This window comes from Streptomyces sp. NPDC020489 (assembly GCF_044386545.1).
Lineage (GTDB): Bacteria > Actinomycetota > Actinomycetes > Streptomycetales > Streptomycetaceae > Streptomyces.
In genome coordinates this window covers 384987-398061 of sequence record NZ_JBIRUZ010000007.1, presented here as the reverse complement: position 1 = coordinate 398061, position 13075 = coordinate 384987, and the positions used below count along the sequence as shown (strand labels likewise).

The window sequence follows — 13075 nt, the reverse complement described above, 5'->3', positions numbered from 1 at the left end:
GGCGCATCTCGACGGCTGTCGCATATGGCGCCGTGTCGACGCCCTCGTGCGACGCGTACCCCGGTGCGGTGGCACCATGACGCGGTGACCCACGCACGACAGCCCAGCATTCAGGTCGTCGCCCACCGCGGAGCCTCCGAAGAGGCCCCTGAGCACACCTTGGCCGCGTACAGGAAGGCGATCGAGGACGGCGCCGACGCCCTAGAGTGCGATGTGCGCCTGACCGCCGACGGCCATCTCGTCTGTGTCCACGACCGACGCGTCAACCGTACGTCCAACGGGCGCGGGGCGGTCTCCGCCCTGGAGCTGGCCGATCTGGCCGCGCTGGACTTCGGCTCCTGGATGAGCCGGGACGAGGAGCCCGACTGGGAGCACCGTCCCGAGGACCGCGAGGCCACCTCCGTACTGACCCTGGAGCGGCTCCTCGAACTCGTCGCCGACGCGGGGCGGCGGGTGGAACTGGCCATCGAGACCAAGCACCCCACGCGGTGGGCGGGCCAGGTGGAGGAACGCCTGCTGGTCCTGCTCAAGCGGTTCGGACTGGACGCGCCCGCCACGGCCGCCGACTCCCCGGTGCGGATCATGAGCTTCTCGGCCCGCTCGCTGCAACGCGTGCGTGCCGCGTCGCCGGCGCTGCCCACGGTCTACCTGATGCAGTTCGTCTCGCCCCGGCTGAGGGACGGTCGGCTTCCGGCGGGGGTCCACGTCGCGGGGCCCTCGATCCGGATCGTGCGCAATCACCCGGCGTACATCGAGCGGTTGAAACGAGCCGGTCACCAGGTGCACGTCTGGACGGTGAACGAGCCGGAGGACGTGGCTCTCTGCGTCGGGCTCGGCATCGACGCGATCATCACCAACCGGCCGCGCGCGGTCCTGCGCCAGCTGGGGCGATAGCCAGAACGGCACCGACTGGTAAAGACCTGTGACGACATCTTGACCCCGCCCCCCGGGCACCCGCATTCTCCCCATCGGCCATGACGGCGAATTCCGGCCACATGATGACAGGGAGTGCTCCGGCGCGTTCGGACCGTATTCGATCGTGACGAATGCGTCAGCGGACCTTGATTGGCCGGTTTCCGGTACAGGCCAATGGGGCATCCACACCGTGGCGTGGGGCAAAGGAGGTCTCGGGGGTGGCGTTGGTGGTGGCACAGGAGGTGCCCACGTCGTCGAGCATGGCCGTACCCCATGGCCCTGCGGGCGTGGGCGAAGCACGACACCGGATGCGTTCTCAACTGCGCAGGGGTGGTGTGTCGGAGACGGTCATCGACGACGCCGTACTGATTCTTTCCGAACTCTTGAGCAATGCGTGCAAGCACGGCCGGCCACTGGGCGACGCCCTGGCCGGGGACGGGGATGTCCGGGCCGCCTGGCGCGTGGACACCGGCGGCAGACTCACGGTCGAGGTGACGGACGGCGGTGGGCCCACCCGCCCTGCTCCGGCCACGCCCTCGGTCACCGCGCACGGCGGCCGCGGGCTGAACATCATCACCGCGCTCTCCGACGACTGGGGCGTCCGGGACGACGCCTGCGGCGAGGTCACGGTGTGGGTGGTCGTGCACGACGACGTCCACGACCCGGACGCCGGTCACCGGCGCGACGACTTCGCCACGCGCGTGACGGCCCCGTCGGTCTCGGCGATCGCGGACCTGGACTTCGCGGACGCGTTCACCGACCTGGACTGACGGCCCGGTCGGACGCCCCAGGACCGCGGGGCAAACCCCGACCCCGCTCAGCCGCCCCGGCGGGCCAAGCCGATCCCGAGGCCCGCCGGGACGCCGGCACACGCAGCCGACCCCGACCCGATCCCGATCCCGCGGGCACCCACGACCCGCTCAGCCGACCCCGGCCAGGGCGGGCACCCCTGGCGAACACCCGAGGCCCACTGAGCCGGGCGCCGACCACGACCCCGACCCCGCGGGTTCCCGCGACCCGCTCAGCCGACCCCGACCCCGACCCCGCGGGCACCCGACCCCGCAGGCACCCCCGACCCCGCCCCCAACCCCCACCCCGGCGGACACCCCAACCCCGCTCAGCCGACCGGCACGTTGTCCACAGCCTTCCGTCGGCCATCGCCTGAACGGCTAGGCTCCCGCCGTACGAGACCAGCCGTAACCGGGAGACCTCACGATGGCCAAGAAGCGACCCCAGACGAAGGCCAGGCGCCCTCAGATCACGGACGGTGAGATCCCGGTCGTCGGTGCCCGCGAGCCCTGCCCCTGCGGCAGCGGCCGCCGCTACAAGGCCTGCCACGGCCGGGCCGCCGCGCACGCGGTGACCGAGCTGGTGCAGCGCCCCTTCGAGGGGCTGCCGGGCGAGGGCGACTGGGTGGCCCTGCGCGAGCTGGTGCCGGCCGCCACCGTCGAACTGACCCTCAAGGGCGGCCTGCCCGAGGGCGTCCCCTCGGTCTCGCTGGCCACCGTGCTGCCGATGGCCTGGCCGGCCCTGCGCCGCGACGACGGCTCGGTCCTGCTCGGCCTGCAGAACGACACGGCGTCCGGCGACATCAGCCGCGACCTCGCCGACACCCTCCGGCGCGCGCTGGAGGCCGAGCCGGGCACCCCGGTCCAGGGCCGCCGTGCACCGGCCGAGGGCCCGCGTCTCCAGGACCTGCTCGACCCCGAAGGCGCGTTCGAGCCAGTCGTGCACGCGGGCTTCGAGTTCTGGGTGCCGGACGCGGAGAACGCCACACCGGAGGTGACCGCCTCCCTGGAGCGGGCCAACGCCGCGGCCATCCCGACCGCCAAGCTCCAGGGCGTGGACGCCGCCTACTGGTGCGAGACGCCGGACAAGAACCACCTGCGGTGGGTCATGCCCCATCCCGAGGAGCAGCTTCTGGACGCGCTCGCGCGGTTGCACGCGGCCGGAAAGTCGGGCCTCGGCGAGGGCACCCGGCTCGTGGGTTCCTTCCGTGCGCACGGACTCACCGTGCCGGTCTGGGACCTGCCGAGCGGGGTCACCGCGGAGGACGTGGAGAAGCCCGCGGCCGAGTTCGCCGAGCGGCTCACCGCGGCGCTGGCCTCGGACGCTCCGCTCACCGCGGACGAGCGGCGCGCGCGGGGCGGGCTGACCAACCGGCAGGTCACGCTCAGCTGACACACAGGTTCGACACCCGGGAGCTGCTGACCGGTCGGTCAGCGGTTCCCGGGGCCCGGGGGACGCAGGGGCCGGTTCACAACTCCCGTCAGTTACAGGTGAGTCGGTGTCCGGAAAGCCGATGGCGGAGTGAGATCGAATTTGCGAACAGCCGATCTCTTGTTACCGTTCCAGTAGCCCGGTTGCTGGTGCATCCCCCGTCGCCAGCAACCGGGTCTTTGCGTGTCCGATTCCGTTTACGGAACGCCGCCGGGCGTCAACTGCCGGTAGGTGAACCCGAGTTGCTCGCGACATCGCTCGCGGTGTTGCTTCCGGAGCGCAGCAGGAGCGGCCCCTGACCGCCGCGCCGCGCGAACTCCGCGACCGCCGTGTACGTGTCCGGCTCGCCCTGGCTGCGCTCCCTGGGCGTCTCGCAGGTCCCCGGCTCGTCGTCCCCGCCCACGGCACAGCGCATCTGCACGGTCCGCCCGGCGGGTCCCATGAGGCTGAGGACGGCGTCCAGCGCGTCTCCGGTGACGTTGCGGTAGTAGGTGCGCGCCCAGGTGTCCTCGCCCTGCGTCAGCACGCATGTCTGCGCCTCGATGCCCTCGGGGGAGGTGAGTTCGGGGCCGCAGCGGGCGGACGTGGCCAGACCGGGGCCGAGCGGCCACGGAGCACCGTCCGGACCGCCGGCCTTGTCATCGGCACGCGCCGCCCCGCCCTCCGAGACAGACCCGTCCTCCGAGACAGACCCGTCCTTTGCGACCGCGCCGTCACCCGCGGCGGCCTCCGCGCGGGCCGCGGATCCGTCACGTGCGGCCGACTCTCCCCGTACGGCGCTCTCGTCGGGCGCGGCCGCGTGTCCGCCCTCGCCGACCTGCCCCGCGGACGCCACGGCCAGAGGAAGCACGACGGCGCATGCCACGACGCCCGCGAGGGCGAGCAGACGAAGGTTCATGAAAGGGGACGATAACGACCGGGCACGGGCGGTCCGTTCCGCGCGCGCCCGACACCCCTACAACTCGGGAGCGCTCACACCCGTACGAGTGAGGGCGTCCACCACCGCGTCCACCACGGCCTCGACGTCGGGCACCCACGGGGAGGCCGAGCCGGGCAGCGGGGCGCGCTCCCAGCGGATGGTGCCGTGGCCGGTCCCGGACGGGGGCAGGGCGAGGTAGCCGCCCTCGCCGTGGAAGCGCAGGGAGCCGGGGACGAAGTCCTTGGCGTACAGCAGTTCGCCCAACTGCTCCATGGAGTACGGCTTGACGAGGATCGCCCAGCGGTTGGGCGCGGCGACCACCGGGCCGAGCCGCATGCCCTGCCGGTCGAGGGCGGCCAGCGCCCGCGAGGCGGCGAGGGCCGGCAGGGAGACCGCGCAGGGGGCCGTGCCGCCGGTGGCCAGGACGATCGGCGCGGCGGGCCGGTTGGTCCACCACCAGCGCACCATGCGCTCGTCGGTGGTGGCCGCGAGGAGCCCGGGGTCGAACGGGTGGGCGCCGGGAACCGTGCACTCGGGGTCGGGGCAGCTGCAACGGGCCCGCCCCTGCGGGTCCGGCGCCGCTCCCGGGAGTACGGGCCACTGCCATTCCGTCGCGAAGGTCAGGGCCGCGCTGATCAACTCAGGCCCCCCGTCGTTCCGCTTGGACAGGAGCCTGCGTGCCTTTCCGAGGATCTCGCGCATGAGCGCTCGTTCCTTTCCGTTGCACCGCTGGCAACACCGTGGGCCACATCACACCATGTGTCGATCACTGCACTGTGCGTACCTTTTGGCGCATCACACCCCTGTCCGAGACAAGGGGAACCCCTCTGGGTCGAGCGTTGGCTGCGGCCATGGCAGCCCGACCCGCACTGCGTCTATCAAAAGCATGGGCGTGGCGTGGGGGTGGCGAAGTCTGGCGTTTTGCCGTCCCGCGTGTTTCTTCTCGCCTCCGCCACGGAGGATGGGGCACGGTCGTCGGTGGTTAAGACGCCCGGGTCCGTCACCAGGTTCCGGGTGATTGTCAACCACCCCTGGTCTTCTCCGAGTACGTACCCATCACGACCGCTGTGACGCTCAGTGGAGCAAGGCCAGTCGACCGCAATAGGCCGTTGCCCGAGTCAGTTTTAAGCCAACTTTGCTTTTCCGCAAGAGGTGCGCCCGTGACGCACGGACACCAGGAATCCCAGCAGGACAATGCTGGACATCCCCTCACGAGTGCGTGTACATGTGGAGACACTGCTAGCGGCGCAGAATGACATGGGGGTTTGCGATGCTTTTGAGCAATACGCACCGGTCGGAAAGCCGGACGCCATGAACGCCCCGCACCCTCCGAAAGTGGCCGGAATCGATTCAACGGTTCCCTCGCCCACACACACTGTCGCGCCCGCGCCCGCCGCCCCCGACACCGCACCGGTCCCCCCGCCGAGCACCCCGGGCGTACCGGTCGCGGCAGACGTCCCGGCGAGCGCCCTGCTCCAGGACCGGCTCGCAGGCTGGGTCTCGGACCTCACCACGCTCCACGAACTCACCGAACGCCTCGCCCGGACCGAGGCACTTCAGGAAGCCCTCCAGGAAGTGCTGCGCGCCGGAGCCGCCCTGGTGGGCGCCCGGCGCGGTCTCGTCGTCCTGGAGCCGGCCGACGGACTCGGACCCGACACCACGATCGGCCTGGGCCTCGCCCGGGCCGATCTCGGTCACATCGAGACCGTGCCGCGCAGTGCCATGTCGTACGGCCGGATCCTGGACGGACTGCCGGGCGCCGACGGGGAGATCGCCCAGCCGGACCTGTTCGCCGAGGACGGCCTCGACCCCCGCCATCGCGAGGTGGCCGCCCGCCTCGGCTACGCCGCGTGCTACGCGCTGCCTCTCGCCTCCGAGGCCGCGGGCCGCCTCGGCGCCGCGGTGTGGCTGTACGACGAGCCCGCCGAACCGGCCGAGCGCCGACGCCATCTGGTCGGCCTGTACGCGCGCTACGCCACCGAGCACCTCGCGCGGCTCCTCGAGGTCGAGCGCACGCGCGCGTGCATGGCGACGATGTCGGAGGAGCTGCTGCCGTCCCGGCTCCCCCGGGTCCCCGGCATGCGCCTGGCCGCCCGGCACCGCACCGGACCACGCGGTGGCGGCGACTGGTACGACGCGCTGCCGCTGCCGGACGCGGCACTGGGGCTCGCGGTGGGCGCGGTGACCGGCTCCGGACCGAGCGCGGTCGCCGCGATGGGACGCCTGAGAGCCTCCTTGCGGGCGTACGCCGTGATGGAGGGCGAGGACCCCGTCGCCGTCCTGTCCGACCTGGAGCTGCTGCTGCGGCTGACCGAACCGGCGCGCTCCGCGACCGCCCTGTTCGCCTACTGCGAGCCCGCGCTGCGCAAGATCACGCTGGCCGGAGCGGGGCACAGCCCGCCGCTGCTGATCGGGGAGCGGCGCACGGAGTTCGTGGAGACGTCCGTGTCGGCGCCGCTCGGGATGCTCGCCTGCTGGGAGGCGCCCGGCGTGGAGTTCACGGCCGAGCCGGGAGAGACGGTTCTGCTCTACACCGACGGGCTGCTGCACCGTACCGGCGACCCCACGGACCGGGCCTTCGCGCGGCTGCACGCGGCCGCGGCCGGGGTGCCGAGGGCGCTGCGGCACGACCCCGACGCGATCGCCGACCATGTGCTGCGCACCGTGCTGCCGGACGGGCTCGACGAGGCGGACTCCGCGGACGACGTCGTGCTGCTCGCCGCACAATTCGAGTAGGTCTTCGAGCGGCACGTCCCGTCGTGCCCCGGTACCTCTCGGTAACAGGTCCAACGGCCCTGGGCCCCCTTCCGTACGACCGTACGATGGACGGGGTCCAGTGCCGTATCTAGGAGGATGACCGTGGCCGACGAGCTCAATCCGGCCGAGCCGATCGCTGCTACCGCAGCGGGCCCGGAGACCGAGTCCGAGGAGCCGATCAAGCAGCGGAAGAACGGGCTGTACCCGGGTGTGTCCGACGAGCTGGCCGAGAGCATGAGGTCCGGCTGGGCCGACACCGAGCTGCACGACCTGCGGCCGATCCCCCAGGCCGACCGGACGGCGGCCCGCCGTGCCGCGCTCTCGGCGCGTTTCCCGGGCGAGCGGCTGGTGATCCCCGCGGGCAACCTGAAGACCCGCTCGAACGACACCGAGTACCCCTTCCGGGCCTCCGTGGAGTACGCGTACCTCACCGGCAACCAGACCGAGGACGGCGTGCTCGTGCTGGAGCCGGTCGCCGACGGCCACAAGGCGACGATCTACCTGCTGCCGCGCTCCGACCGGGAGAACGGCGAGTTCTGGCTCTCCGGGCAGGGCGAGCTGTGGGTGGGCCGCCGGCACTCCCTGGCGGAGTCCGAGGCGCTGTACGGCATCCCCGCCTCCGACGTGCGCGAACTGGCGGACGCGCTGCGCGAGGCGACCGGTCCGGTGCGCGTCGTGCGCGGTCACGACGCCGGCATCGAGGCCGCGCTCACCGACAAGGTCACCGCCGAGCGCGACGAGGAGCTGCGGGTCTTCCTCTCCGAGGCCCGGCTGGTCAAGGACGACTTCGAGATCGGCGAGCTGCAGAAGGCCGTCGACTCCACGGTCCGCGGCTTCGAGGACGTCGTGAAGGTCCTGGACAAGGCCGAGGCGACCTCCGAGCGGTACATCGAGGGCACCTTCTTCCTCCGCGCGCGTGTCGAGGGCAACGACATCGGCTACGGCTCCATCTGCGCCGCCGGCCCGCACGCCTGCACACTGCACTGGGTGCGCAACGACGGCCCGGTGCGCTCCGGGGACCTGCTGCTGCTCGACGCCGGCGTGGAGACGCACACGCTCTACACCGCGGACGTCACCCGCACGCTGCCGATCAACGGCACGTACACCGAGATCCAGAAGAAGATCTACGACGCCGTCTACGAGGCCCAGGAGGCCGGTATCGCGGCGGTGCGGCCCGGCGCCAAGTACCGCGACTTCCACGACGCCGCGCAGCGTGTGCTGGCCGAGAAGCTCGTGGCGTGGGGCCTGGTCGAAGGGCCCGTCGAGCGGGTGCTGGAGCTGGGGCTGCAACGCCGCTGGACGCTGCACGGCACCGGCCACATGCTCGGCATGGACGTCCACGACTGCGCCGCCGCGCGCACCGAGACGTATGTCGAGGGCACCCTGGAGCCGGGCATGGTCCTCACCGTCGAGCCCGGACTGTACTTCCAGGCCGACGACCTGACCGTGCCGGAGGAGTACCGGGGCATCGGTGTGCGCATCGAGGACGACATCCTCGTGACGGAGGACGGGAACCGGAATCTGTCGGCGGGGCTTCCCCGGCGGTCGGACGAGGTCGAGGCGTGGATGGCGTCGCTCAAGGGCTGACGTGGGGACCGACGGCCGGGTACCAGCGGGGTGCCCGGCCTTTCGCTGCGGTCGGCGGGGCGGTGGGGGGCTGGTCGCGCCCACGCGGCGGTAGCCGCACATCGGCACGGCCCCGTGCCTCCTGGGAGTGGATGTGGACCTGCATATCGAGCTCGGTTCTGTCGAGGGGCGGCGCGCCGGGCTCGAGCGCGCCCTGCGGGATGCCGTGCGGGAGGGGCGGCTCGCGCCCGGGGCCCGGCTGCCCGCCACCCGGCGGCTGGCGGCCGAACTCGGCGTCTCGCGCGGGACCGTGAAGTCGGCCTACGACCAGCTCGTCGCCGAGGGGTACCTGACCGCCCGGCAGGGCTCCGGCACCCAGGTCGCCTCCCTGCCGTCGGTCCACGAGCAGCCACCGGAGGCGTCCGCACGCACGCGTGCCCCGCGTTTCGACCTGCGGCCCGGCAGCCCGGACGTCGGGTCCTTCCCGGCGGCGGCCTGGTTGCGGTCGCTGCGCCGGGCGATCGCGACGGCGCCCTCCCTGGCGTACGACTACGGCGATCCGCGCGGGCGCATCGAGCTGCGCACCGCGTTGTCGGGGTATCTGGGCCGGGCCCGCGGGGTGGTGGCGCCGCCCGAGCGGATCGTGATCACCTCCGGATACGTCCAGGGGCTCGCGCTGCTCACGCGCGTGCTGGACGGCGGCGAGATCGCCATGGAGGACCCGGGGCTGCCCTTCCACCGGGAGGTCGTACGGCGCGGCGGCGGGACCGTGGTGCCTGTGCGGGTGGACGAACGAGGGGCCCGCGCCGAGGAGTTGGGGGAGCCCGCGGCGGTCGTGCTCACACCCGCCCACCAGTACCCGACGGGTGTGACGCTGCATCCCGAGCGGCGCCGGGCGTTCACCGACTGGGCACGCGCGCGGGGCGGGCTGATCGTCGAGGACGACTACGACGGGGAGTTCCGGTACGACCGGCAGCCGGTCGGCGCGCTCCAGGGGATGGCTCCGGGGCACGTCGTGTACCTGGGCACCGCCTCCAAGACGCTGGGTCCCGCGCTGCGGCTCGGCTGGATGGTGCTGCCGCCGCAGCTGGTCGACGCGGTCGCCGACGCCAAGCTGCACAGCGACCACCACACCGAGTCCATCGGACAGTTGGCGCTCGCCGACCTCATCGGCAGCCACGCCTACGACCGTCATGTGCGGGCCTGCCGGCTGCGCTACCGGCGCCGCCGGGACCAGTTGCTGCACCGGCTCGGGGCACGGCGGCCGGTGCGCGGGATCGCGGCCGGGCTGCACGCGCTGGTGGAGGTCGCCGACGAGAAGGAGGCCCTGGCGCGCGCTGGGGCGGAGGGACTCGCCGTCGGGCACCTCGGGGACCACTGGCACGCGCCGGACGCCCAGGGGCGGCCTCAGGGGCTCGTGGTGGGCTACGGGACGCCACGGGAGCGGGTGTATCCGGAGGCGCTGGAGGCGCTGGGGAAGGTCCTGGACGGATCAGGCCGGTGATTGGGCCACTGAAGTGGGCGGTCATTGGGTCTGTGGCGGGGTCCAGTTCGCTTCTACCGTCGTAGTCATGACGAACTCCCTCGTCCCGCCCGCGGGTCCGCGACGCGTCCTGGCCCTGGCCCAGTTGACCAATGCCGTCGGTGACGGCGCCTACCTGGTGACCTCCGCGTTCTACTTCACAGACGTCGTCGGGCTCTCGCCCGCGCGCGTGGGGCTCGGACTGACCCTCGGCTGGGCGCTCGGGTCGGTGGCCGGGGTGCCGCTGGGACGGCTCGCGGACCGGCGCGGGGCGCGCGGTACGGCCGTGCTGCTGGCGCTGGCCGCGGGGCTCGCGGTGACGGGGTTCCTCTTCGTTCGCGCCTTCCTGCCGTTCGTCGTCATCGCGTGCGCGTACGCCGCCGCGCAGTCGGGACTGTCGGCGGCCCGGCAGACGCTGCTGGCGTCCCTGGTGCCCGCCGGGCAGCGGACGGGGGCGCTGGCGTACCTCCAGTCGGCCTTCAACGCCGGTCTGGCGGTGGGTGCGGGGCTGGGCGGGCTGGCGATCCAGGCGGGGACGCGAGAGGCGTATCTGGCGGTGTTCGCGATGGACGCGGTGACGTTCGTGGCGTGCGCGGGGGTGCTGTGGCGGCTGCCGTCGGTGGCGGGAGTGGCTGGGCGGCTGCCGTCGGTGGCGGGGGTGCCTGGACGGCTGCCGTCGGTCGCGGGGGCGTCGGTGCCGGTGTCCTCGGGAGAGGCGCGCGAGGTTCGGCGGCTCGGGGTCGTGCGGGACCGCCGCTTTGTCGCCGTCACGCTTCTCAACACCGTGCTGCTGCTGCGGATGCCGCTGCTCAGCCTCGGGCTGCCGCTGTGGATCGCCGAGCGGACGCAGGCGCCGACCTGGCTGGTGTCCGCGCTGTTCGTGCTCAACACCGGGGCGGTGATGGTGTTCCAGGTGCGGATGGCGCGCGGGGTCACGGGCCCGGCGTCGGCCACGCGCGCGGTGCGGAGGTCGGGGTGGGTGATGCTGGCGGCGTGCGCGGTGTTCGCGCTGTCGGCGGGCGCGCCGCCGTGGGTCGCCGCCGGGGTGCTGGTGGCCGGGGCCGTCCTCCAGGCCGTCGCGGAGATGGGGCAGTCGGCCGGATCGTGGCAGCTCTCCTTCGACCTGGCACCGGCCGACCGGGTCGGCGAGTACCAGGGGTTCTTCGGAACGGGCGTGACCGTGGCGCGGACGCTCGGCCCGCTCGTGGTGACCACGCTGCTCATCGGGTGGGGGACGGCGGGCTGGCTGCTGCTGGGAGGGGTGACGCTGGCGGCGTCGTACGCCATGGGTCCGGTGGCGCGCCGCGGCACCGCCTCCCAGCCGGAGGTCAGGCCGCGACCGGTGCTCGTGAACTGACCTCCACCGGGAGCGAGTCCAGGAACAGGGCCCCCGCGAGCAGCCCGGCGCTGCCACGGGGGCTCCACGCGCGCGTGTGGAGGTCCTCGTCGAAGGCGACCAGGGCCGCGGCGCCCGCCTCGGTGGAGGTGCCGCCCGCCTCCAGGACCCCGCGGGCGCCCGCCTGGACGTGGCGCAGGCCCAGCGGGCCCGCGGCGTACAGCAGTTCGGTGTCCTGGAGGGTGGACATCACGGTGAGCAGGGCGTCGAGGCGGGCCTCGGTCTCGTCGGCGCCGGCCGCGCGGGCGGCGGCCAGGGCGTCCAACGCGCGGCGTACGTGCGGGAATCCGGCGCGTGCCTCGCCGCGGGCCCCGGCGGCGCCGTACTTCGCCGACACCGACGAGCCGTGGGAGGGCCTGCGCGGGGCACGTCTGTCGGTGTGCCGGGCGATGCCCTTGGCGGCGTGGGCGATGTCGGCGGCCCCGGCCCCCGGGTGCTGGGCGGCCGCGGCGACCAGCAGGCCGAGCGTCCAGGTGGCGCCCCGGTGTCCGCCGCCCGCGAGAGCGACCGAGTGCTCGGTGCAGCGGCCGATCGCGCCCAGTTCGGCGCGCAGTTCCGGGGTGGGTTCGCCGGTTCGGCGGGCGGCGGCGGCCATCGCGGCGAGGCCGGGCACGAGGGCCTTGGCCGACCAGCGCAGCGAGCAGTGGTCCCGGCGGGTGACGCGGGCGTCGAGGTCACGCGGATCGGGCAGCCCCGGCTTGGGGGCCAGGGCCAGTTGCCCGGTCAGCGCGGTCACGGCGGCCTGCGCCAGCGCTTCGTCCTGGCGGCTGCTCATGGCCCCGTACCCTACGAGGACGCCGAGGCCGAGGGGGAGGCGCCGCCGGTCGGCGGTTCACCCGTCGGGGCACCGCTCGGCGGGGTCCCGCCCGCGCCGCCGCCCCCGCTGCCGGCTCCCGTGTTCTCGGCGTCCGGGTCGATGCCGAGGGTGAGGAACCCCTTGTAGCCCTTGGACGGGTCCTTCTTGTGGACGGCCTTGAGGGTGAGCAGGCCACTGGCGGCGCCGCCACCGTCGTAGACCATGTCGTCGTCCAGGGTGGTGTAGCTGCCGGAGTGCCGCGCGTAGGGCTCCAGCGTGAAGATCTCCTCGGCTATGGCGTCGTCGAAGAAGAACTGGCCGGTGTAGTTGACCTTGCCGCCCTCGTAGGTGCCGTCCTCCTTCTCGCCGCCGGTGTGGACCTTGACGTGGATGTGGCAGGTGCGCGGGGTGTACCAGCCGGGGAAGATCGTCTCGAACTTCACGACGCCGTGGGCGTTGGCGACCTGGTACCCGCGCAGGTACGTCTGGTCGTCGGCGGTCGAGCCGTCCTCGCTCTCGGCGGGGGCCGAGCCGCCGGGGTTGGCGGTGGTGTAGCCGGAGTAGTAGCCCCAGGCGTCGCAGTGCCAGATCTCCACGGCCGCGCCCGGCACCGGGGTGCAGCCGTCGGTGGCGTCGACGACGGTCAGGCGCAGGGTCAGCGGGACGCCGCTCTTGCCCTCGGTGATGTCCTTCCTGACCAGCGCCCCGTCGAGGTAGTACGGCCCCTCGGTGACGCTCGTCATCAGCGTCATGCACGCGCTGTCGGTGCTCGTGGCCGAGGCGGTGGCCGCGTCGGCGGTGGTCCCGGTGTCGGCGAAGGCCGACTGGTAACCGGCGAACGCGAGGCCGCCGGCGGCGACCGTGCCGCCGGTCACGGCGATCGCTCGGCGCCTGGTGATCGTCTTGTCCCTGTGGTTTCCCGTCATGAACGGGAACGTAGGGACGCCGTCCGTCAGGGAGGTGGGGGGAGGCTGGGAGCCGGCT

The 13075-nt window shown here is 73.1% G+C and carries 11 protein-coding genes; 7 read left to right on the top strand and 4 right to left on the bottom strand.

Annotated features, from left to right (window positions below):
• The first annotated feature begins 84 nt into the window (after positions 1-84).
• The 3 genes from ACH41F_RS21540 (at position 85) to ACH41F_RS21530 (ending at position 3096) form a co-directional block, all read left to right on the top strand.
• The gene (locus tag ACH41F_RS21540; RefSeq protein ID WP_398836962.1) at positions 85-894 is read left to right on the top strand and encodes a glycerophosphodiester phosphodiesterase; all 810 of its coding nucleotides are present in this window, start codon (positions 85-87) and stop codon (positions 892-894) included.
• A gap of 152 nt (positions 895-1046) precedes the next feature.
• The gene (locus ACH41F_RS21535; RefSeq protein ID WP_391233560.1) at positions 1047-1685 is read left to right on the top strand and encodes an ATP-binding protein; all 639 of its coding nucleotides are present in this window, start codon (positions 1047-1049) and stop codon (positions 1683-1685) included.
• A gap of 445 nt (positions 1686-2130) precedes the next feature.
• Positions 2131-3096, top strand: coding sequence for a DUF5926 family protein (locus tag ACH41F_RS21530; protein ID WP_391233559.1), 966 nt, complete (start codon positions 2131-2133; stop codon positions 3094-3096).
• Positions 3097-3352: 256 nt separating this feature from the next.
• Here ACH41F_RS21530 and ACH41F_RS21525 read toward each other — a convergent pair whose 3' ends face one another.
• Both ACH41F_RS21525 and ACH41F_RS21520 read right to left on the bottom strand, forming a co-directional pair.
• Positions 3353-4033: a hypothetical protein gene (locus ACH41F_RS21525; RefSeq protein WP_398836960.1), complete on the bottom strand. Its 681-nt coding sequence runs from the start codon at positions 4031-4033 to the stop codon at positions 3353-3355.
• Positions 4034-4090: 57 nt separating this feature from the next.
• Positions 4091-4756 carry a bifunctional DNA primase/polymerase gene (locus tag ACH41F_RS21520; protein WP_391233557.1) on the bottom strand — a complete coding sequence of 222 codons (666 nt, stop codon included), beginning with the start codon at positions 4754-4756 and terminating at the stop codon, positions 4091-4093.
• Between the two features lie 492 nt (positions 4757-5248).
• On the opposite strand from ACH41F_RS21520, the gene ACH41F_RS21515 reads away from it, so the two are divergent.
• The 4 genes from ACH41F_RS21515 to ACH41F_RS21500 all read left to right on the top strand — a co-directional run bounded on the left by ACH41F_RS21515 (position 5249) and on the right by ACH41F_RS21500 (position 11256).
• The gene (locus ACH41F_RS21515) at positions 5249-6790 is read left to right on the top strand and encodes a SpoIIE family protein phosphatase (protein ID WP_391233556.1); all 1542 of its coding nucleotides are present in this window, start codon (positions 5249-5251) and stop codon (positions 6788-6790) included.
• Positions 6791-6907: 117 nt separating this feature from the next.
• Positions 6908-8398: an aminopeptidase P N-terminal domain-containing protein gene (locus ACH41F_RS21510; protein ID WP_391233555.1), complete on the top strand. Its 1491-nt coding sequence runs from the start codon at positions 6908-6910 to the stop codon at positions 8396-8398.
• Between the two features lie 133 nt (positions 8399-8531).
• Positions 8532-9881: a PLP-dependent aminotransferase family protein gene (locus ACH41F_RS21505; RefSeq protein WP_398836957.1), complete on the top strand. Its 1350-nt coding sequence runs from the start codon at positions 8532-8534 to the stop codon at positions 9879-9881.
• Between the two features lie 67 nt (positions 9882-9948).
• Complete coding sequence (locus ACH41F_RS21500; protein ID WP_398836955.1) at positions 9949-11256, top strand: MFS transporter; 1308 nt, start codon at positions 9949-9951, stop codon at positions 11254-11256.
• On the opposite strand, the gene ACH41F_RS21495 is transcribed toward ACH41F_RS21500, so the two are convergent.
• Together ACH41F_RS21495 and ACH41F_RS21490 are read right to left on the bottom strand one after the other, a co-directional pair.
• Positions 11228-12070 (bottom strand): triphosphoribosyl-dephospho-CoA synthase, encoded by an 843-nt coding sequence (locus tag ACH41F_RS21495; protein ID WP_391233552.1) that lies wholly within the window; start codon positions 12068-12070, stop codon positions 11228-11230. The genes ACH41F_RS21500 and ACH41F_RS21495 overlap by 29 nt on opposite strands.
• Positions 12071-12081: 11 nt before the next feature.
• Positions 12082-13017 carry an intradiol ring-cleavage dioxygenase gene (locus ACH41F_RS21490; RefSeq protein ID WP_391233551.1) on the bottom strand — a complete coding sequence of 312 codons (936 nt, stop codon included), beginning with the start codon at positions 13015-13017 and terminating at the stop codon, positions 12082-12084.
• Positions 13018-13075: the final 58 nt, after the last annotated feature.